General features: G+C 74.2%; 13 protein-coding genes. 4 read left to right on the forward strand and 9 right to left on the reverse strand.

Annotated elements, in window-relative coordinates; all coding sequences use genetic code 11:
• Positions 1-11: 11 nt before the first annotated feature.
• Both uvrB and ACA361_RS18955 read right to left on the reverse strand, forming a co-directional pair.
• Positions 12-2129 (reverse strand): excinuclease ABC subunit UvrB, encoded by a 2118-nt coding sequence (gene uvrB, locus ACA361_RS18950; protein ID WP_375013377.1) that lies wholly within the window; start codon positions 2127-2129, stop codon positions 12-14.
• Positions 2130-2199: 70 nt separating this feature from the next.
• Positions 2200-3360, reverse strand: a complete 1161-nt coding sequence (locus tag ACA361_RS18955) for a sensor histidine kinase (protein WP_375013380.1) — start codon at positions 3358-3360, stop codon at positions 2200-2202.
• A 136-nt stretch (positions 3361-3496) separates the two neighbouring features.
• On the opposite strand from ACA361_RS18955, the gene ACA361_RS18960 reads away from it, so the two are divergent.
• Genes ACA361_RS18960 through ACA361_RS18970 form a run of 3 tightly spaced genes read left to right on the forward strand, consistent with a single transcriptional unit; the run spans position 3497 to position 6299 of the window.
• Complete coding sequence (locus ACA361_RS18960; RefSeq protein WP_375013382.1) at positions 3497-4522, forward strand: hypothetical protein; 1026 nt, start codon at positions 3497-3499, stop codon at positions 4520-4522.
• Positions 4522-5316: a hypothetical protein gene (locus ACA361_RS18965; RefSeq protein ID WP_375013383.1), complete on the forward strand. Its 795-nt coding sequence runs from the start codon at positions 4522-4524 to the stop codon at positions 5314-5316. The genes ACA361_RS18960 and ACA361_RS18965 overlap by 1 nt, the downstream gene beginning before the upstream one ends.
• Positions 5317-5366: 50 nt before the next feature.
• Complete coding sequence (locus ACA361_RS18970) at positions 5367-6299, forward strand: inositol monophosphatase family protein (RefSeq protein WP_375013385.1); 933 nt, start codon at positions 5367-5369, stop codon at positions 6297-6299.
• 18 nt (positions 6300-6317) lie between these two features.
• Here the strand turns inward: ACA361_RS18970 and ACA361_RS18975 are convergent, their stop codons facing one another.
• On the reverse strand, positions 6318-7550 hold the full coding sequence (locus tag ACA361_RS18975) for an SLC13 family permease (protein ID WP_375013387.1): 1233 nt from the start codon (positions 7548-7550) through the stop codon (positions 6318-6320).
• A gap of 59 nt (positions 7551-7609) precedes the next feature.
• On the opposite strand from ACA361_RS18975, the gene ACA361_RS18980 reads away from it, so the two are divergent.
• Positions 7610-13477, forward strand: a complete 5868-nt coding sequence (locus ACA361_RS18980) for a TIR domain-containing protein (RefSeq protein ID WP_375013389.1) — start codon at positions 7610-7612, stop codon at positions 13475-13477.
• Positions 13478-13489: 12 nt separating this feature from the next.
• On the opposite strand, the gene ACA361_RS18985 is transcribed toward ACA361_RS18980, so the two are convergent.
• The 6 genes from ACA361_RS18985 to ACA361_RS19010 all read right to left on the reverse strand — a co-directional run bounded on the left by ACA361_RS18985 (position 13490) and on the right by ACA361_RS19010 (position 20428).
• The gene (locus ACA361_RS18985) at positions 13490-14242 is read right to left on the reverse strand and encodes a hypothetical protein (RefSeq protein ID WP_375013391.1); all 753 of its coding nucleotides are present in this window, start codon (positions 14240-14242) and stop codon (positions 13490-13492) included.
• Between the two features lie 33 nt (positions 14243-14275).
• On the reverse strand, positions 14276-14872 hold the full coding sequence (gene coaE, locus ACA361_RS18990; protein WP_375013393.1) for a dephospho-CoA kinase: 597 nt from the start codon (positions 14870-14872) through the stop codon (positions 14276-14278).
• A 17-nt stretch (positions 14873-14889) separates the two neighbouring features.
• A complete protein-coding gene (locus ACA361_RS18995; RefSeq protein WP_375013395.1) occupies positions 14890-15381 on the reverse strand; it encodes a GNAT family N-acetyltransferase in 492 nt (163 codons plus the stop codon).
• A gap of 37 nt (positions 15382-15418) precedes the next feature.
• On the reverse strand, positions 15419-17374 hold the full coding sequence (locus tag ACA361_RS19000; protein ID WP_375013397.1) for an endonuclease/exonuclease/phosphatase family protein: 1956 nt from the start codon (positions 17372-17374) through the stop codon (positions 15419-15421).
• Between the two features lie 239 nt (positions 17375-17613).
• A complete protein-coding gene (gene rpsA, locus ACA361_RS19005) occupies positions 17614-19095 on the reverse strand; it encodes a 30S ribosomal protein S1 (protein WP_375013399.1) in 1482 nt (493 codons plus the stop codon).
• 220 nt (positions 19096-19315) lie between these two features.
• Positions 19316-20428 (reverse strand): polysaccharide deacetylase family protein, encoded by a 1113-nt coding sequence (locus ACA361_RS19010; RefSeq protein WP_375013401.1) that lies wholly within the window; start codon positions 20426-20428, stop codon positions 19316-19318.
• Positions 20429-20583: the final 155 nt, after the last annotated feature.

Raw genomic sequence — 20583 nt, forward strand, 5'->3', positions numbered from 1 at the left:
GCCCGCGACGGTTACTTGACGCCGGCTTCCTTCATTTCTCTGAGTTCGCGCTTCAGTTCCTTGATCTCGTCGCGGAGGCGGGCGGCGAGTTCGAACTGGAGGTCGGTGGCGGCCTGGTGCATCTGGGCCGTCATCTGCTCGATGAGGCCCTCCAGCTCCTCGCGGGGGCGCTCGCCGACGAGGTCGGCGGCGTGGCGGCCGGCCTCCCTGGTGCGGGAGGCGAGGCCGGGGACGGGGGCCTTGCCTCGGCTCTGCTGGCGGCCCGCGCCGCCGATCAGGGTCTCGGTGTCGGCGTCCTCGCGGGCGAGGGAGTCGAGGATGTCGGCGATCCGCTTGCGGAGGGCCGTCGGCTCGATGCCGTGCTCCTCGTTGTAGGCGATCTGCTTGGCGCGGCGGCGGTTGGTCTCGTCGATCGCGCGCTCCATCGAGGGCGTGACCGTGTCGGCGTACATGTGCACCTGGCCGGACACGTTCCGGGCCGCGCGGCCGATCGTCTGGATCAGGGACGTCTCCGAGCGCAGGAAGCCCTCCTTGTCGGCGTCCAGGATGGCGACCAGGGAAACCTCGGGCAGGTCGAGGCCCTCGCGCAGCAGGTTGATGCCGACCAGGACGTCGAACTCGCCGGCGCGCAGCTCGCGCAGCAGCTCGATGCGGCGCAGGGTGTCGACCTCGCTGTGCAGGTAGCGGACCTGGATGCCGAGTTCGAGGAGGTAGTCGGTGAGGTCCTCGGCCATCTTCTTGGTCAGGGTGGTGACCAGGACGCGCTCGTCCTTCTCGGTGCGCTCGCGGATCTCGTGGACGAGGTCGTCGATCTGGCCCTTGGTGGACTTGACGACGATCTCGGGGTCGACCAGGCCGGTGGGGCGGATGACCTGCTCGACGACATCGCCCTGGACGCGGTTCATCTCGTACGAGCCGGGCGTGGCCGACAGGTAGACGGTCTGGCCGATCCGCTCCAGGAACTCCTCCCACTTCAGCGGGCGGTTGTCCATCGCGGACGGGAGCCGGAAGCCGTGCTCGACGAGCATCCGCTTGCGGGAGGCGTCGCCCTCGTACATGGCGCCGATCTGCGGGACGGTCTGGTGCGACTCGTCGACGACCAGCAGGAAGTCCTCGGGGAAGAAGTCGAGGAGGGTGTTGGGGGCGGTGCCGGGACCGCGGCCGTCCATGTGCCGGGAGTAGTTCTCGATGCCGGAGCAGGTGCCGACCTGGCGCATCATCTCGATGTCGTACGTGGTGCGCATGCGGAGCCGCTGCGCCTCCAGCAGCTTGCCCTGGGACTCCATCCGGGCCAGGGTCTCCTCCAGCTCGGCCTCGATGTCGCCGATCGCGCGCTCCATGCGCTCGGGGCCGGCGACGTAGTGGGAGGCGGGGAAGACGTACAGCTCCTGGTCCTCGCTGAGGACCTCGCCGGTCAGCGGGTGCAGGGTGGCCAGCTTCTCGATCTCGTCGCCGAACATCTCGACGCGGACCGCGAGCTCCTCGTACTGCGGGATGATCTCGATGGTGTCGCCGCGCACCCGGAACGTGCCGCGCGTGAACGCCAGGTCGTTGCGGGTGTACTGGCTGCCGACCAGCTGCCGCAGCAGGTCGTCGCGGTCGATCTCGTCGCCGACGCGGAGCCTGATCATGCGGTCGACGTACTCCTGCGGGGTGCCCAGGCCGTAGATGCAGGAGACGGACGCGACCACGATGGTGTCGCGCCGGGTGAGCAGCGAGTTGGTCGCCGAGTGCCGCAGCCGGTCGACCTCGTCGTTGATCGAGGAGTCCTTCTCGATGTAGGTGTCGGTCTGCGGGATGTACGCCTCGGGCTGGTAGTAGTCGTAGTACGAGACGAAGTACTCGACGGCGTTGTTGGGCAGCATCTCGCGCAGCTCGTTGGCGAACTGGGCGGCGAGGGTCTTGTTGGGCTGCATCACCAGGACGGGCCGCTGGAGCTTCTCCACCAGCCAGGCGATGGTGGCGGTCTTGCCGGTGCCGGTGGCGCCCAGCAGCACGCTGTCCTTGTCGCCGCGGGCGACCCGCTCGGCCAGGCCGGCGATGGCCGCCGGCTGGTCGCCGGAGGGCGTCATCTCCGTGACGACCTCGAACGGCGCCACCGTGCGCTGCAAATCCGTGATCGGCCGCATCCTCGCCTCTTCCCCTGAACGACCCGTCCCCCAACTGTATGCAGGGGGGATGACAATCCGGGACGGCGGTTTATTTCCCCAGGTCAGAGGGGAGCGGGATGCGGGCGCGGACGGTGAAGCCGCCGTCGCGGGGGCCGGCGTCCAGGGTGCCGCCGAGGGCGGTGACCCGCTCGCGCAGGCCAAGGAGGCCGTTCCCGCCGCTGGGCAGGCCGTGCCGGGGCGCCTCGCGGGGCGGGGCGTTGCTGATCTCGGCCTCGACCGCCTCGGGCGCCAGGGCCACGGCGACCACGGTGTCGGCGTCGCCGGCGTGCTTGTGCACGTTCGTCAGGGCCTCCTGGACGAGCCGGTACAGCGTCCGCCCGACGGCGGCGGGCATGGCGCGCTCCTCGCCGCGCACGGCCATCTCCACGGTGAGCCCGGCGGCGGTGGACTGGTGGACGAGGTCGCGGACGTCGGCGAGGGTGGGGGAGGTCTGCGGGAGCGCCTCCTCGCCCTGCCGCAGCACGCCGATCACCTGCCGGAGCTCCTCCAGCGCCTGCCGGCCCATGTCGCCGATGACGGCGGCGGTCTCGGCGGCCTGGTCGGGGTCGCGGCGGGCGACGGCCTTGAGGGCGCCGGCGTGGACGACCATGACGCTGACGCGGTTGGCGACGACGTCGTGCATCTCCCGGGCGATCCGGGTGCGCTCCTCGCCGCGGGCGCGTTCGGCCAGGAGGTGCTGCTCGCGTTCGAGGCGTTCGGCGCGTTCCTGGAGGGAGGCGAAGAGCTGCTTCCGGGTGCCCATGTAGAGGCCGAGCAGGACGGGCGGCGCCGTGAACGCGAACCCCGAGATCGCCTGGACGAGGAACGAGTCGGTGGTGGCGGTCGGCGACGGGAAGATCAGGAACAGCACGTAGCTGAGGACCGTGATCGCGATGATCGCGCGCCGGCAGGCGGTGTAGGCGCCCAGCGAGTACATCATGATCAGCGCGGACAGGCCGCCCCCGCCGGTCACGGTGGCGAACAGCGTGCCGCCCAGCGCGAGGGCCGCCGGGTGCCGGCGGCGCACGATCAGCGCGAGCCCGAGGACGGCGCTGGCGGCCGAGACCTCCCACCGCGGCAGCCAGAAGTCCTGCGGCGCGAACCAGAGCCAGGAGGGGTCGAACGTCGCGGCGGTCACCGCCAGGGCGATGTCCAGGGCGCGCGAGCGGCGCGTCGGCCACAGCCCCGTCCACCAGCCCCGGAAGGTCATGGCAGGAGCCTATAGCCGCCGCCCGGCCGTCCCGCATGGGGCGCCGCCGTCCGGGAGGCCCTGCCGGGCGGGGCCCGCGGGCGGTGGCCCGGCGCCGGACGGGGTGGTTACCATGACGGCGCCGACAAGGACGGGGATGCCGCAGACGATGACCCGCTTCGCCACCTGGCTAGGGAAGAACGCCGACGCCCTCATCGCGCTGATCTTGGCCGTGGTCGTCGCCGTGCTCGGCCTCGGCGTGAACATGCCGAACGAGGACGAGATCACCAACAGCGCGGTGCTGGCGGTGGTGGGCCTGCTGGCCACCTCCGTCCTGCGCGACCGCGGCCGCCGGGCGCCGGTGGAGGCCGAGATCAGGGACACGCTGCGGTCGTCGTCGGCGACGCTGGACGGGCTCGACCGCAAGCTGGACCGGCTGGAGTCGTTCGAGGAGGTCGTGGCCGGCACCCGGAAGGCGCTGGACGAGAGCGCGGTCGTCCGCGTGATCAGCGGCGCCCAGGTGGCGCAGGTGCTGGCGGAGGCCCGGCGCGACACCGACCGGTGGTTCTTCAAGGGCGGCACCGGCACCTACATCCGCGCCAGGACGCTGCCGGAGTGCGTGGCCGCGGCCCGCCGGGAGCGGCGCGCGCTGCTGTTCCGGATGGAGATCATCGACCCGTCGGACACGGCGGTCTGCGAGGACTACGCGCGGCACCGGCGGTCGGTCGCCGAGGGCCCGGACGCCACCGGCGAGCCGTGGACGCTGGAGCGCACCCGCAAGGAGGCGTACTCGACGATCCTGGCGGCGTGCTGGCACAAGCAGCGGTTCGGGATGCTCGACATCGACATCGGCCTGTCCCGGACGATGACGACGCTGCGGTACGACCTGTCGTCGTCCCGGGTCGTCGTCACCCGCGACGACCCGCGCGGGGAGGCGCTGGTGGTCGACAGCGGCAAGTTCTACTACGGCTGGGTGAGTGCGGAGCTGCAGGTCAGCCTCGACCAGGCCCGCCGGGTGCCGGTGGAGCAGGCCCGGCTGGCGCCGCTGGACGACGAGCCGACGGTCGAGGAGGTGCGCAAGCTGTTCGAGGTGATCGGCATCGAGCTGGCGCCGGGGTACACCGACCGGGACGTGGCCGAGATCGTCCGGAAGGCGCTGCGGCCCAAGGACCCGTACGAGTGATGCGCTACTCCGACATCCGCCGCGAGATCGCCGCCGGGACGGCGGCGGAGACGCTGCCGCGCTGGGCGGGGCGCGTGCTCGGCGACATCGGCGCGGGCCGCGCGGCGGCGAGCGCGGTGCGGCACCCGCTCGGCTTCCTGTGCATCCCGGTGGAGCGCAGCGGCGCCCTCGGGGTGTGCCTGCACATCTGGTCCCCGGAGGTGGCGCCGGCGCGGGCGACCACGTCCGCCGTCCACTGCCACAGCTGGGAGCTGGTGAGCTTCGTGTTGTACGGCTCGGTGCGCAACACGCGCGCGGACGTGGCCGACGCCCCCGCCGCGGGTCCGGACGGCGCCACCCACCGGGTGTTCGAGGTGGTGAGCCGGGGCGAGGTGGACGAGCTGCGCGCCACGGCCCGCACGGTCCGGTACGCGGCGGGCGACGCCGGGGTGCACGGCACCGGCGCGGTCTACAGCCTGCCGGCCGGGGTGTTCCACAGCACGGTGATCGAGGACGGCCCGGACGCCGCGACGGTGGCGCTGGGCCGGCAGGACCCGGGCCGCGGCGACCTGTCGCTGGGCCCGCTGGAGGGCGGGTCGCACGAGGCGCGCCGGCTGCGGTGCGGGCCGGACGAGACGGTGCGGGCGGCGCTGCGCTCGGCCCGCCGGATCGAGGCGGCCCACCCGTACCCGGCCGCGCCGGGCGACGCCGTCCCCGGGCCGCGGGCGGCGGGCGGGCGCGCCGCGCCCGGCTGCGATCCGCCCGGGCCGTACCCGAGCGCGGCCCGGCCGGGTCCCGGCGGGTTCCGCCGCTGACGTTCCGAGCCGGTCCGGCCGGACCGGCCGCGAGGCGACTGGAGAGCCAGATGACCACACCGTCCCCGCCGTCCCCCGCGCCGCCGCTGGATCTCGCCGCGGCCCGCTCGGTGGCGGTGGCCGCCGCGGAGGCCGCGGGGGCGCTGCTGCGCGCGCGGCTGAACGGCGCGGGCGGCGGCGCGGCGCTGGGCGTGCGGCTCAAGGGCGCGGCCGGGGACGTGGTGACCGAGCTGGACGTGGCCGCGGAGGCGCTGATCCTGGAGCGGCTGCGCGCCGCGTTCCCCCGGCACCGGATCGTCGCGGAGGAGTCCGGGGCGAGCGGCGGTGACGGCGAGGGCGGGAACGGCCCGGTGTGGCTGGTCGACCCGCTCGACGGGACCAACAACGTCGCGATCGGCATGCCGGTGTACGCGGTGGGCCTGGCGCTGTGCGCGGACTCCGTCCCCGTGCTGGGCGTGGTGCACGACCCGGTGAGCGGCCGCACGTGGTCGGCCGTGAAGGGCGAGGGCACGCTCGATCCCGCGGGGCGGCCCCTGCTGCTGGAGGGGCCGGGCCGCCCGGGCCGTTCCGAGAACCCCGTCCTGGCGTGGACGCAGGGCCATCCGGTGGGCCGCCGCGATCCGGTGGCGTTCCTGCTCAGGGCGCGGCTGGAGGCGCGCTGCGGCCGGCTGCTCCAGCTGTGGGCGCCGCTGGTGGCGTGGACGATGCTGGCGCGCGGCGACATCGACGGCATCGTCGGCTACCGGCCGGAGCTCGTGGACCTGCCCGCGGGGGCGATCCTGGCGGCGGAGGCGGGCGCGGAGCTGCGCGGCCTGGACGGCTCCCCGTACGAGCCGCGCCTGGGCCGCTCCCCCGACGAGCTCAGCTTCGTCGCGGCCCGGCCCGCGCTGCTGGACCGCCTGCTGGAGACGACGGCCGCGGCGCCGGACCTGGCCCGCGACGCCGCGGGCCGGCCGGACGGCGCGTTCCGCGTCACCTGGTGACCCCGCTCTCCCCGCGGTTCAGCCGGTCAGGAGCAGCGCCCCCGTGGCGGCCGCGCATCCCAGCACGCCCAGGGCCGCCCCCGTGAGGACGAACCGGCGCATCGGTACGGTCACGCCCCGGCGGCGGCACCACTCGAACCACAGCAGCGTGGCCAGCGACCCCCACGGGGTGACGACCGGGCCGACGTTGGTGCCGATGAGGAGCGCGAGCAGCTGGTCGTGGTTGCCGGCGGGGATGACGCCCTCCCCCGCGACGTAGGCGGGCAGGTTGTTCAGGGCGTTGGACAGGCCGGCGCCGGAGAAGGCGGCGCGGGCCGCCCCGCCCAGGCCGTCGTCCTCGCCGATGAGGCCGCGCATGACCGTGTCGAGCCCGTACCGGCTCAGGGTGGGGACGACCAGGAACAGGCCGGTGACGAACACCAGCAGCTGCCAGGGGATGAGGGCGGGCTTCAGCTGTGAGCGGTCCCGTACGGCGAAGGCTCCGACGGCGATGACGGCGGCGACGCCCGCGGCGGCCGCGATCTCCCAGCCGGTCTCGGCGCCGGCCAGGACGGCGCCGATGAACGCCATGCAGGCCAGGCCCGTCCCGCCGAACAGCACCCGGTCGCGGACGGGGGTGGGCGCGGGCGCCTCGTAGCGGTCCTGCCCGCGCGCGCCCCGCCGCCAGTAGAACGCCCACAGCAGCGCCATGGTGACGGCCAGGGACGCGAGCTGCGGCGCCCACATGCGCGCGGCGAACTCGGGGGTGCTCAGCGCGACCCGGTCCGACGCGAGCAGGTTGGTGAGGTTGGAGACGGGCAGCAGGAGGCTCGCGGTGTTGGCCAGCCACACGGTCGTCATGGCCAGCGGCAGCGCGGCGATGCCGGTGCGGGCCGCCAGCGCGAGCATGACGGGCGTGAGCAGCACGGCGGTGGTGTCGAGGTTGAGGAAGACGGTCGTCACCGACGCGAACGCCACGCACAGCAGGAAAAGCGCGCCGTAGCCGCCGCGGCCGGCGCGCGCCACCCGCTCGGCGATGAGGTCGAAGACCCCCGCCTCCTTGGTCAGCTCGGCGAGCACCACGACGGCGAACAGGAACACCAGCATGGGCAGGATCCGCTCCAGGCTGGCCTCGGCCTCGCGCGCGGGCAGCAGGCCCGTCGCCACGAACACCAGGCCGAGCACCAGCAGCCCGGCGCGGATCCAGTCGAGCGCGCTCGCGCCGCGCACCAGGCGGCGGAGGGCGGGGCCGGGCGTCACCACGCGGGCCATGATCCCATAGGCCGCGCGCCGCCCTGCGGGGTACGGCGATCGCGCGCGATACTGACCGCATGACACCCCCCGGCCACCCTTCGCGGCAGGAGCGCCCGACCGACTTCTTCATCAGCTACTCGCCGGCCGACGAGCGGTGGGCGTCCTGGATCGCCTGGCAGCTGGAGGCGGCCGGGTACCGGACGATGATGCAGGCGTGGGACTTCGTCCCCGGCACCAACTTCATCGACTTCATGGACCGCGGCCTGTCGGAGGCCAGGGTCGTGGTGGCGGTGCTGTCGCGCAACTACCTGCGGTCGCGGTACGGCCGGTGGGAGTGGATGGCGGCGCTGCGGGCCGACCCGGACGACCCGGCGAGCAAGCTGGTGACGGTGCGGATCGAGGAGTGCCCGATCGACGGGCTGCTGTCCACGATCACGTACGTGGACCTGGTGGGCGTCGACGACCCGGACCAGGCGCGCGGGCTGCTGATGCGGCGGATCGGCGAGGCGCTCGCCGGGCACGCGCGCCCCGTGAACGGCCCCGGCTTCCCCGGAGGGGACCGGGGGGACGCGCCCTCTCCCGGGCGCCCGTCCCTGCCGGGCCGCGTCGAGCGGGAGGGCGGGCGGGAGCCCGGGGGCGCCGCGCACGGCCGGCTCCCCGATCCCGCGGGGGAACGCCCGTCCCGGCGCGCTCCCGTGGTCGCGCCGGCGTTCCCCGCCGGGGCGGGCGGCGCGGGCGAGGAACCGCGCGAGCACCTGAGCGTCCTGCACGTTTCGGGGCCGCGCTTCGGCCGCACGCTCGCGGAGCCGGGCGAGCCCACCACGGCGACGGAGCTGCAGGACCGCGTCTACAGCGACGTGACGCGGCTGGCGGACATGGGCGTCCCGCGCCCCGAGCTGCTCGTCGTCACGGGCAACCTCACGCACTCGGGGAGCCGCAAGGAGTTCGGCGAGGCGCTGTCGTTCCTGACGAGCCTGCGCGCGCTGCTCGGCCTGGAGGCGCAGCGCGTGGTGATCGTCCCCGGCACGCACGACGTGACGCGGGCCGCCTGCCAGGCGTACTTCTCCAGCTGCGAGGCCGACGACATCGACCCGCAGCCGCCGTACTGGCCCAAGTGGCGGCATTTCTCGGGGCTGTTCAAGGAGTTCTACCAGGGGCTGGACGCGCTGATCTTCGACAGCGCCCAGCCGTGGACGCTGTTCCCGGTCGCCGACCTCAAGGTCGTGGTGGCCGGCCTGAACTCCACGCTGCCGCAGTCGCACCGGCCCGAGGACCGGTACGGGCAGGTGGGGCAGGCGCAGGCCGCCTGGTTCACCGAGCGGCTGCGGCACTTCGAGGACGACGGCTGGCTGCGGCTCGCGGCGGTGGAGCACGCGCCCGTCGCCGGCGAGCCGGGCGCGCTGCGCGACGCGGAGGCGGTGGACTCCCTCCTGGGCGGGCACGTCAACGTCTTCCTCCAGGGCGCCGAGACCGAGTTCGGGGCGATCCCGCTGACGGGCTCGGGCGTGCCGTCCGTACCGGCGCTGGGCCCGGGCCGCCACCAGGTCCTCGTGGTCGGGCGGGACGGCCTCGAACGCTGGATCCCCGAGGACGCGGCCCGGCGCGGCCCCGAGCGGCTCGGCCGGGAGTGGGCGAAGGCGGCCGGGACGTTCCCGGCGCCGCGCGAGCGGGAACCGGAGCGTCCCGCCGTGGAGCCGCCGTTCGCCCCCGCGGACGGCGCCCCGGCCGAGAACGGCGGCGGGCCCGCCGAGCCGGCGCCCGACCCCGCCGAACGGCTGCTCGACCGCATCACCGAAGCGTGCGAGACCCGGTTCGAGAAGGCCACCATCCGCCGCATCCAGGCGGACCCGCCGCACCTGCTGCTCTCCCACCTGGAGGACGGCTTCGTCCGCCAGTACCGCATCGGCGCGCACGTCGGGCAGGTGACCGAGGACGACGTCGACGCGTTCGTCCGGCACGTCCACGCCGACGGCGCCGACTACGGCTCCGAGCTGGTGTTCCTGGGGCCGGCGCCGCCGCGCTCCCTGCGCGAGGACGCGCTGCGGCGCGGCATCCGCGTGCGCAGCCTCACCGAGTTCCAGGGCCTGCTGGACCTGTCGGAGTACGTGGCGGGCCAGACCGCGCGGCTCGCGTCCGCGGGGCTCTACCCGCCGTCCCTGTACGTGCCGCAGCGCTACCGCGACCTCGACCGCCTCCCCGAACGCTCCGCCGAGGAGCGCGCCGGCGGCGGCGACGTTCAGGAGGACGTCGTCGGCGAGATGCTGCGGCTGCTGGCGGCCGACCACGGGCGCTTCCTCCTGCTGCTGGGCGACTTCGGCCGCGGCAAGACGTTCGCGCTGCGCGAGCTGGCCCGCCGCATCCCGGCGGAGCTGCCGCACGTCATCCCGATCCTCATCGAGCTGCGCGCGCTCGACAAGGCGCACTCGGTGGACGGCCTGGTCGCCGCGCACCTGGCCAACCACGGCGAGGAGCTCATCGACCTCAAGGCGTTCCACTACATGCTGCGGCAGGGCCGCATCGTGCTGCTGTTCGACGGGTTCGACGAGCTGGTCACCCGGGTCACCTACGACCAGGCCGCCGACCACCTCGACACGCTGCTCCAGGCGGCGCAGGACAAGGCGAAGATCGTCGTGGCGAGCCGGACGCAGCACTTCAAGTCGCAGGCGCAGGTGCTGACCGCGCTCGGCGAGAAGGTCGGCGTGCTGCCGCACCGGCGCGTCCTCGGGCTGGAGGAGTTCGACCCCGGGCAGGTCCGCTCGTACCTCGTCGGCCGGTACGACGGCGACGTGACCGCCGCGGAGGAGCGGCTGCGCACGCTCGGCGAGATCGAGGAGCTGCTGAGCCTCACCGGCAACCCGCGCATGCTGAGCTTCATCGCCGAGCTGCCCGAGGACCGGCTGCGGGCGGTGGCGCAGGCGCGCTCGACGGTCAGCCCCGCCGACCTCTACCACGAGATCCTGTCGTCCTGGCTGGCGTACGAGGCCGAGCGGGTCCGGCAGACCGGCGGGCCCTCGGGGCTGGCGGCCGACGACATGTGGCGGGCCGTGGACACGCTGGCGCTGCGGCTGTGGGAGGGCGACGAGCAGTTCCTGCGGCTGGCCGACCTGACCGACGTCGCCGGCACGCTGAGCGACCTCGCGGAGGGGCGGCTGTCACCGCACCAGGTGACCCACGCGATGGGCGCGGGCAGCCTGCTGGTCCGTACCGAGGAGGGCCTGTTCGGGTTCATCCACGCGTCGGTGATGGAATGGCTGGTGGCGCGGCACATCGCCCGGGCGTTCGCGGCCGGCGCCGCGCCGTCGGCCCTGGCGCTGCGCCCGCTGTCGCAGCTCACCGTGGACTTCCTGTGCGACCTGGCCGACACCCGCGCCTGCCAGGACTGGGCGGCCGGGGTGCTCGCCGACCCGGACGCCGCCGACACCGCCCGCGCCAACGCCCTCAAGATCACCACCCGGCTGCGCACGCCCGCCCGCACCGACCTGCGCGGCGCCCGCCTCCAGGGCGAGGACCTGTCGTACCGCGACCTGCAGGAGGTCGACCTCACCGGCGCCGACCTGACCGACGCGCAGCTGGTCGGCGCCAACCTGTCGCGGGCCGTGCTGCGGGACGCCTCACTGGCCGGGGCGCGGCTGGACGAGGCCCGGCTGACCGGCGCCGACCTGCGCGGCGCCGACCTGTCCCGGGCCCGCCTCGCCCGCGCCGACCTGCGCGACGCCGACGTCGCCGGCGGCCGCTGGACGCGCGCCGCGCTCATCGCCGCCGACCTGCCCGACCGCATCGCCCGCTCCCCCGAGCTGCGCGAGGCGGCGGTCGCGCCCGGCCGACCGATCGACATCCAGGTCGCGCCGGCGGCGGTCGGCGTCCCGTACGGGTTCCACTTCAAGACCAGCCGGCTCCCCCGGCCGCTCGCCTACAGCCCCGGCGGCTCGGTGCTGGCCGTCGGCTGCGAGGACGGCGGCGTGATCGTCTGCGACGCCGTCACCGGGGCGCCGCTGCGCACCCTCCTCGGGCACCGCGGCCGCGCGTACGCCGTCGCGTTCGACTCCGGCGGGAACCTCCTGGTCACCGGCGCCGCCGACGGAACGGTCCGGATCTGGGACCTGGCCACCGGCCGCGCCGCGCACACCCTCACCGTCCACCCCGAGGGCGTCTGGCCCGTCGTCGTCGGCCCCGGACCCGACCCGCTGGTCGCGGCGGGGGACGCCGCCGGGACGATCCGCGTCTGGGACTCCGCCACCGGCGCCCTGCGGCACGAGCTCCGCGGCCACGACGCGCCCGTCTACACCGCCGAGTTCGACCCCGCCGCGTCCCTCATGGTCACCGGCGACGCGGGCGGCACCCTGCGCGTCTGGGACCTGGCCACGGGCGAGCCGCGGCGCACCCTCACCGGCCACCGGGGCGCGGTCTTCCGCGCCGTCTTCCACCCGGACGGCACCGTCCTCGCGGCGGGCGACGAGGCCGGCGCCGTGCGCCTGTGGGACATCCGCACCGGCGAGATCCGCGACGAGCTGCTCGGCCACACCGGCCGCGTCTACGCCATCGCCTTCCACCCCGGCGGCGACCTCCTGGTCACCGGCGACACCGACGGCTCGGTGCGGCTCTGGGAGCGGGGCCGCCACAGGATGACGCTGGCCGGCCACGGCGGGGCGATCTACCAGACCACGTTCAGCCCCGACGGCGGCCGGCTCGCCACCGCCGACAGCGCCGGGTCCGTCCGGCTGTGGGACCCGGAGACGGGCCGGCAGCGGCTGGAACTGGCCGGGCACCGGGGCGCGGTGTGGCCGTTCGCGTTCCGCCCGGACGGCGCCCAGCTGGCCACCACCAGCAACGACGGCACCGCCCGGATCTGGGACGCCGAGACCGGCCGGTGCCGCGCCGTCCTGCGCGGCCACGGCCGCCGTACCACCGGCGTCGCGTTCAGCCCGGACGGCGGCCTCCTGGCCGGCAGCGGCAACGACGGCCTCGTCCGGCTCTGGGACCCCCGCACCGGCCGCCTGGTCCGCGAGCTGCACGGCGTCGCCGACAACCTCACCTCCGCCGCGTTCAACCCGGCGGGGACGCAGCTGGCCACAGCCACCAACGACGGCGGCGTGCACCTGTGGCAGGCGGGCACCGGCACGTTCGAGCGCGAGCTGAACGTCGAGACCGACCACGTGTGGGCGCAGGCGTTCAGCCCCGACGGCGAGGTCCTCGCCACCGCCAACGACGACGACAGCGTGCGCCTCTGGTACTGGACGACCGGCCGCGAGACCGTGAACCTCGCCGGCCACCGGGGCCGCGTCCGCTCGATCGACTTCAGCCCCGACGGGGACTCCATCGCCACCGGCTGCGACGACGGCCTCGTCCGCGTCTGGGACACCCGCACGGGCGAGTGCCTCACCGTCCTGGAAGGCCACGGCGACCGCGTCTACCGGGTGGCGTTCGACCGTTCCGGCGGGCTTCTCGCCAGCGCGAGCAACGACGGCACCGCCCGCGTCTGGGACGTGCGCGCCGGCACCGCCACGCACGTCCTGACCCGGCACACCGGCCGCCTGTGGACGTGCGCGTTCAGCCCCGACGGCACCCTGCTGGCGACGGCGGGCGACGACCTGGCCGTCCGCTTCTGGAACCCGCGCACCGGCCGCCACCTGCACGCGGTCACCGGCCACACCCAGCGCGTCTGGTCGGTCGCGTTCAGCCCCGACGGCTCCCTGCTGGCCAGCGCCGGCGACGACGGCGCCGTGATCGTCTGGAACGTCCCCGCCGAGGGCGCCCCCGCCCGCCGCGCCACCCTCCTGGGCCTCCCGGATGGCTGGGCCGCCCTCTCCCCCGAAGGCCGCTACAAGCGCGAGGGCGACACCACGGGCGAGTTCTGGTACGCGATCGCCATGTGCCGCTTCGAGCCGGGCGAGCTCGACGCCCACCTCCCCGACGTCCGCCAGATCCCCCTGGACGCCGAGTTCTGACCGCCCGCCGCCCTAGCGGAACGAGACGTGGGCGGCGGTGGCGTCGTCGTGGGGTTTGGAACGGGGCCAGCGGGCCGCCCGGGGGTCGCTGCGCTCGGCCTCGCGGGTGCGGGCGATCAGGGCCGCGGGGCCCTCGCGGGCGATCAGGTCGGCCAGGCCCCGCCAGCCGGTCATGTGGAACAGGTCGGCGAGGCGGGTGGCGCCGTCGGTCAGCAGGTAGGCGCCGCGCAAGCCCGCCAAGGGGACGGTGCCGGTGATCGCGTACTCGGCCGCGCGGGGGTCGGCGGCGGCGTAGTACGGGCCACCGGTGATCTCCTGGAGGCCGTCCGGGCCGTCCAGGAGGAGGGTCGAGTCGGCCTGGACGAGGTAGTCGACGAGGTCGCCGCGCACGCGCAGGGCCAGCACGGTCGCGGCGGGCGTCGTCCGGCGCGCCAGGTCGCAGGTGGCACCGTGGGACGCGGCCACGTCGGCGATGGCGCCGGCCAGGCGGCCGGCCAGGGGACGCTCCGCGCGGCGGTGAGCGCCCTCAGGAGGGCCGACCGGCGGCGCCGCCTGCGGAGCCTCGCCCAGGCCGTCCACGAGCCGTGAGAGCAGCCTCATGCCGAGCGAGCGGGCGTACCAGGCGGTGCCGTGCACGCAGCCGAGATCGGTGCCCAGCGGGAGGCCGCAGCCGTCCAGGACGACGGCCGCGCCCGGGGCGGCCGCCACGAAGTCCTCGTTCCGCCGGTCCGGACTGCCCTGATCCGTCGCCCACACCACCCGCATCGGGCCATCATGCCGGATGCGGGGAGCGGCGTCTCAGGCGGCGCGGCGGGCCAGGTCCTCCCAGAGCGCGTCGACCCGGGCCTTCAGGTCGTCCAGGGAGCCGGAGTTGTCGATCACGTGGTCGGCGATGGCGCGGCGGTCCTCGCGGGACGCCTGGTTGGCGATGCGGGCGCGGGCGTCCTCCTCGGTCATGCCGCGCCGGGACGTCAGGCGGTCCAGCTGCGTCTCGACCGGGGCGTCCACGACCACGACCAGGTCGTACATCGCGGCCAGGCCGTTCTCGGTGAGCAGCGGGACGTCGTGGACGACGACGGCGTCCGGCGCGGCGGCCTCCTCCAGCTCCCGCATCCGCGCCCCGACCAGGGGGTGCACGATGGCGTTGAGCGCGGCGAGGCGGTCGCGGTCGGCGAACACGATCCGGCCGACCCGCTCGCGGTCGAGGGTCCCGTCCGGGAGCAGCACGCCGTCCCCGAACTCGGCGACCACCGCGGCCAGGCCGGGGGTGCCCGGCTCGACCACCTCGCGCGCGATCCCGTCCGCGTCGACGATCACCGCGCCGCGCTCCCGGAGCAGCGCCGACACCGCGCTCTTGCCCGACCCGATACCACCGGTGAGTCCCACTTTCAGCACGGGACCACAGTAGAGCGTCAGCCGGTCGCCGCGGTCACGAGGGCCTTGCGCATGTGGACGAGCGTCAGGTGGGCCGCGATCCGCTCCCGGTGCGTCTCGCTGTAGCCGAGCCGCCGGTACAGGCGCAGGTTGTCCTCGCTGAGGTGGCCGGTGAACAGCACGCACGCGTCCGCGCGCCCGGCCACCGCCGCCTCCAGCGCCTCCATCAGCGCGCTCCCGACGCCCCGGCCCTGCATGTCCGGGGCGACGACGAGCCGGCCGACCAGGCAGGTGTGGTCGCTGAACTGCGCCCGCACGGCCCCCACCAGGCGGCTCCCGCGGCGGGCCGCGAGCACCACGGCGTCCCCGGCGATCAGCTTGCTCAGCTGGTCGTACGACTCGACCAGCGGCGGGATGAACGGATCGCCGTAGAGCTGGGCCTCGGCGACGTACGCCGCGCGCTGCACGGTCAGGATCTCGCCCGCGTCGCCGGGCCCGGCCCTCTCGATCGCGACCGCCTGTTCGCTCATAGGGCGAACCCTAGCGGGACGGGGGCGGCACGGCGGTTCAGCCGGCGATCCGGACGGTCACCGCGACGGGATAGTGGTCGGACGCCGGCGACCGCGGCACGTCGTAGTCACCGAACAGCAGGTCGTCGGTGCCGAAGACCCAGTCGACGCGGCGGCCGTCGGCCGTCGTCGGGGACGCGTCGCCGCCCACCGCGGCGCTGCGCAGCTCGGTGCCGGCCAGCATCGCGGCGATCTCGGTGCTGCCGGGCTCGGCGTTGAAGTCGCCGCCGATGATCGTGCGGGGCGCGCCGCCCCAGGCCCGCAGCAGCCCGGCGATCTCACGGCTCCGCTCGCGGGACTCGTCGGCGCCGCCCTCCAGGTGGGTCGACCAGACGTCCATGGTCTGCTCGCCGACCTTCAGCCGGGCCCACACGTACCCGCGGATCTGCGACCAGTCGCCCTTGGGCATCCGGCCGGTGCCGGACCGCACCACCGGCAGCGAGGTCAGGATCGCGTTGCCGAACTGGCCGTCGGCGGCCGGCCCCCACAGCAGCTTCATCCCGAGCCGCCGCGACAGCCACACGCCCACGTCCGTGGTGCCCGACAGCAGCGAGCCGCGCCCGGCCTCCTGCAGCAGCACCACGTCGGCGCGCTGCCCCTCGATCGTCTTCGCGACGCCCTCGGGGTCGAGCTCGCCGCTCTGGTTGACGGCGTCGTGGATGTTGTAGCTCAGCACCCGGATCCGGCCGTCGGCGGCCGCGGCACCGGCGGTGCCGTCCGGCGCCGCCACCGTGAAGATCGCCGTGCCGAGCAGCAGCACCAGCGCGGCGGCGCCGGCGGTCAGCGCGCGCAGCGGCGCCCGGGCCGGCAGCGGGCCGCCGCGGGCGGCGGCGATCGCGGCCAGCGCGCCCAGCAGGATGCCGGCCAGGCCGGGCAGCAGGTTGTTCGGGAACGGCATCGGCTCCAGCGCGCTGACCTGGTACGACACCAGGATCAGCCCGATCAGCAGGCCGCCGGTGGCGGCACCGACGTCGACCCGCCACACCGGGCCGCCGACGCCCGCGCGGCGCAGCGGCGCCCGGCAGGCCACCGCCAGCAGCCACGCCGACAGCACCTGCCCGAGGATGATCACCGGGATCACCTCGATGCCGGCGACCGCGTACGTCCCGGCGACCGCGCCGGCGGCCACGCCGAGCAGCGTCCCGCCGAGCACGCACACGCCGCCGGGCACCGCCCGCACGGCCAGGCCGGAGGCCAGGAACGCCAGCGCCAGCCCCTGCCCGGCGACGATCACGATGTGCGCGGTGGTCAGCGACTTCCAGCCGGAGGACGCCACGAACGCCGGGCTCGACAGCACCAGCACGTGCAGCGCCAGGAACGGCCCGAACGCGGCGGCGCCGAATGCGTCCCGCCAGGAGATCCCGGGCGCGGCGACCGCGCCCGACGCGAACTCGCGGTAGAGGGCGGCGGCGCCCAGGCCCACGAACAGCAGGCAGGCGATCCACGGCCCGATCCCCGACCGCCAGGACGCGTCCCAGGTGGCCAGCGCCATCCGGACGGCGCTGTCGGCGGAGATGCCCGCCACCGTCGCGGTCGCGAACCCGACGCCCGACAGCCCGCGCGCGCCCTCGTACAGCGCCCCGACGGCGATCATGCCGACGGCGGTGCCGACGAACGCCAGCCAGGTCTGCGGGGTGAGGATCTGGGCCAGCAGCCGCACCAGCAGCAGCCCGCCGACCCCGGCCAGCAGCAGGCCGCGCGGCCCGGCGGCGCGGCGGATCAGCGGGCTCGCGAAGCCGGCGAGGTAGACGGCCAGCAGCACCGCGCCGGTCACCAGGAGCCCGGCCGAGTCGGCGAAGTGGTCGTACTGCGGCAGCGAGAAGCGCAGGGTCTGCGCGAGCACCGCCACGGTGACGGCGATCAGCGCCAGCCGCGCCGGCCCCTGCGGCACGATCGGCGCGCCGGCCGGCTGCGGGGGCTCGCCGGTCCTGGTTCCAAGGTCTGTGCTGGCCAATTGAACGAATGCTCCCGGGGATGAGCGAACTGGGCGGTGTCGGGGGTACCGGCGGGACCGGCGGGGCGGGCTCGGCGGCCGCCGCGGGTCGCGCCTCCCAACCCTATGATCGCGCGCGCCCGGCCGTGGCACGAACGCCCGCGACGGTGAGTCGCGCAACTCCGGCGGACTCGCCCGGAAGGTCACGGCCACCAAAAGATCATGGCCGGGGGCCGGTGGCGATCACCGGCCGGGACCGGTCACTGCCCGCCGGACAGCTTCTCCCGCAGGGCGGCCAGCGCCTCGTCGGTGGCCAGCGCGCCACCGGAGGTCTCCTCGTCGCCGCCGCCGGAGTACGAGGTCTCGCCGCCGCCGCCGGACGGGGTGGCCGTGTCGGCCTCCGCCTCGGCCTTGCGGGCCTCCTCGATCTGCTTGCGGTGGGCGTCGAAGCGGGACCGGGCCTCGGCGTACTGCCGCTCCCAGGTCTCGCGCTGCTGGTCGTAGCCCTCGAGCCACTCGCCGGTGTCGGCGTCGAAGCCCTCGGGGTACTTGTAGTTGCCCTGCTCGTCGTACTCGGCCGGCATGCCGTAGAGCGTCGGGTCGAAGTCCTCTTCCTCGATGCCCGCGGCGGACTCGTTGGCCTGCTTGAGCGACAGGCTGATCCGGCGCCGGTCGAGGTCGATGTCGATGATCTTCACGAAGATCTCGTCGCCGACCTGGACGACCTGCTCGGGGATCTCCACGTGGCGCTCGGCCAGCTCGGAGATGTGGACCAGGCCCTCGATGCCCTCCTCGACCCGGACGAACGCGCCGAACGGCACCAGCTTGGTGACGCGGCCCGGCACGACCTGGCCGATCTGGTGGGTGCGGGCGAACTGCTGCCACGGGTCTTCCTGGGTCGCCTTGAGCGACAGGGAGACGCGCTCGCGCTCCATGTCGACGTCCAGGACCTCGACCGTGACCTCCTGGCCGACCTCGACGACCTCGGAGGGGTGGTCGATGTGCTTCCAGGACAGCTCGGAGACGTGCACCAGGCCGTCCACGCCGCCCAGGTCCACGAACGCGCCGAAGTTGACGATCGAGGAGACCACGCCCTTGCGGACCTGGCCCTTCTGGAGGGTGTTGAGGAAGGTCTGGCGGACCTCGCTCTGGGTCTGCTCCAGCCAGGCGCGGCGGGACAGGACCACGTTGTTGCGGTTCTTGTCCAGCTCGATGATCTTCGCCTCGAGCTCGCGGCCGACGTACGGCTGCAGGTCGCGCACCCGGCGCATCTCCACCAGCGATGCGGGCAGGAAGCCGCGCAGGCCGATGTCGAGGATGAGGCCGCCCTTGACGACCTCGATGACGGTCCCGGTGACGATGCCGTCCTCGTCCTTGATCTTCTCGATCGTGCCCCAGGCGCGCTCGTACTGGGCGCGCTTCTTGGACAGGATCAGACGGCCTTCCTTGTCCTCCTTCTGGAGGACGAGGGCCTCGACGTGGTCACCGACGGCGACGACCTCGTTGGGGTCGACGTCGTGCTTGATGGAGAGCTCACGCGAGGGAATGACGCCCTCGGTCTTGTAGCCGATGTCGAGGAGGACCTCGTCACGATCGACCTTGACGACGGTGCCTTCGACAATGTCGCCGTCGTTGAAGTACTTGATGGTCTCATCGATCGCGGCGAGGAAGGCTTCCTCGGACCCGATGTCGTTGACCGCTACCTGCGGGGTGGTCGAGGTTGCCTCGGTGCTGCTCGTCATGTGTCGGCTGGCTCCGGATACGGACATGCGTAGTTGCCTGAACTGCGCGGAGGGCCGTTATCCGCCCTGCCGATTGACCGGAAAAGGGACGTGGCGTGATGCCTCGCCGGTGAAACCGATGTCGACCTGACCGAGCGCGAGCCTGCTCCGTCCGAAGCCGCGCAAGCCCACAGCGCAGCGATCAGCATATGGGACCATCCGCGTGCGGTCAATCGGAGGGTCAGTACACCCTGCCCCGGCCGCGCAGCTCCCTGGCCAGGCGATCTTCCTCGGCGCGGGGAAAGGTGATCGTGCCCGGGTCCCCGTCGGAGACGTACCGCGTCGCCGGCTCGGCCTTCAGCCGGTCCAGCCACGCCGTGGAGCAGAACTGCTCGCAGTCGTTCTCCTTGACCTTGCCCTCGGATCGCACCCGCGGGATCGCCAGCCGGTCGAAGTCGGTGTCGAACGGGGACGGCGCCGGCCGCCACCCGGCCAGGAAGACGCCCTTGAAGCCGTACACGCCGTCCTTCTTCTCGGCCCAGCCCTTCTTGTCGGGCGCCGACCCGAACGGGTACGCCAGCGTCGCGGTGCGCGCCCCGGTCAGCTGGACGATCTTGCTCTCCATGTCCCCGATCTCCTTCTGCACGCCCTCCTTGGGCAGCGTCGAGAGATCCTTGTGGGTAAGGGTGTGGTTGCCGAGCTCGAACCCGTTCCGCATCAGCCACCGCAGCCCGGCGGCCTCCTGCCCGGCCAGCTGGAAGAGGTCCTTGTTCAGGTAGAACGTCGCGGTCGCCCGGAACCCGGGGTGCTGCCGCGCCACCTCCTGGATGATCGCCACGGCGGTGTTCGGCTTCGGCCGGCCCGCGGGGTCGAGCGCGAAGTGGCTGGGCGTGCTGTCGTCGAAGGTCAGCACCACCGGGGACCTGCCGGCCGGGACGTTGATGTGCCCGCTCGCGAACTCCCCGGCGGTGATCGGGACGTACCCCTCCCCGGCCAGCCGGACCAGTTCCTCGCGGAACTCCTTGGGCGTCCGGTCCAGCGGCAGGTCCGGCCTGTCGACGATCCGGTGGTACATGATCACCGGAATCTGGCCCAGCTCGTTGGCCTTGGCGGCGGCCGCGGCCGGCGCGGCCGGGCCGACGGTGGCGGGCGGCGGAGCGGAGGGCTTGGCCGATGGCTTGCCGGCGGCGACGGCGGCGGTGCGGTCGCCGGGCGCCTCCTCCCCCGCCGCCCGGTTCCCTCCCGTGCGGGCCACATCGGCGGAGCGCCCGCCGCCCGGATCACCGGGGAGCCAGAGACCGAGCACCACGGCCAGGACCACGACGACACCGGCGATCTTGTGCAGGAGTGGCACGGCTCTTCTCCTCGGTCAGCGCAGCGGGCGCCTCGCCCCTAAGCGGACAGCCCTCCACGTACCCGGACATGATCTCGTACAACCCCGTATGCCGCCCACCCGAACCACCCGATGACCATGAAGAATCCCGCGGTTGACCAAACCGCCCCGCCGTG

This window comes from Actinomadura sp. 21ATH, assembly GCF_041951345.1.
Classification (GTDB): domain Bacteria; phylum Actinomycetota; class Actinomycetes; order Streptosporangiales; family Streptosporangiaceae; genus Spirillospora.

Excerpts from the sequence above, each read along its gene's own strand:
- ACA361_RS18970 (WP_375013385.1), top strand. The coding sequence starts at position 5,367 with ATGACCACACCGTCCCCGCCGTCCCCCGCGCCGCCGCTGGATCTCGCC.
- rpsA (WP_375013399.1), bottom strand. The coding sequence starts at position 19,095 with ATGACGAGCAGCACCGAGGCAACCTCGACCACCCCGCAGGTAGCGGTC.
- ACA361_RS18995 (WP_375013395.1), bottom strand. The coding sequence starts at position 15,381 with ATGAGCGAACAGGCGGTCGCGATCGAGAGGGCCGGGCCCGGCGACGCG.
- ACA361_RS18985 (WP_375013391.1), bottom strand. The coding sequence starts at position 14,242 with ATGCGGGTGGTGTGGGCGACGGATCAGGGCAGTCCGGACCGGCGGAAC.
- ACA361_RS18965 (WP_375013383.1), top strand. The coding sequence starts at position 4,522 with ATGCGCTACTCCGACATCCGCCGCGAGATCGCCGCCGGGACGGCGGCG.
- ACA361_RS18975 (WP_375013387.1), bottom strand. The coding sequence starts at position 7,550 with ATGGCCCGCGTGGTGACGCCCGGCCCCGCCCTCCGCCGCCTGGTGCGC.
- ACA361_RS18960 (WP_375013382.1), top strand. The coding sequence starts at position 3,497 with ATGCCGCAGACGATGACCCGCTTCGCCACCTGGCTAGGGAAGAACGCC.
- uvrB (WP_375013377.1), bottom strand. The coding sequence starts at position 2,129 with ATGCGGCCGATCACGGATTTGCAGCGCACGGTGGCGCCGTTCGAGGTC.
- ACA361_RS18955 (WP_375013380.1), bottom strand. The coding sequence starts at position 3,360 with ATGACCTTCCGGGGCTGGTGGACGGGGCTGTGGCCGACGCGCCGCTCG.
- ACA361_RS18980 (WP_375013389.1), top strand. The coding sequence starts at position 7,610 with ATGACACCCCCCGGCCACCCTTCGCGGCAGGAGCGCCCGACCGACTTC.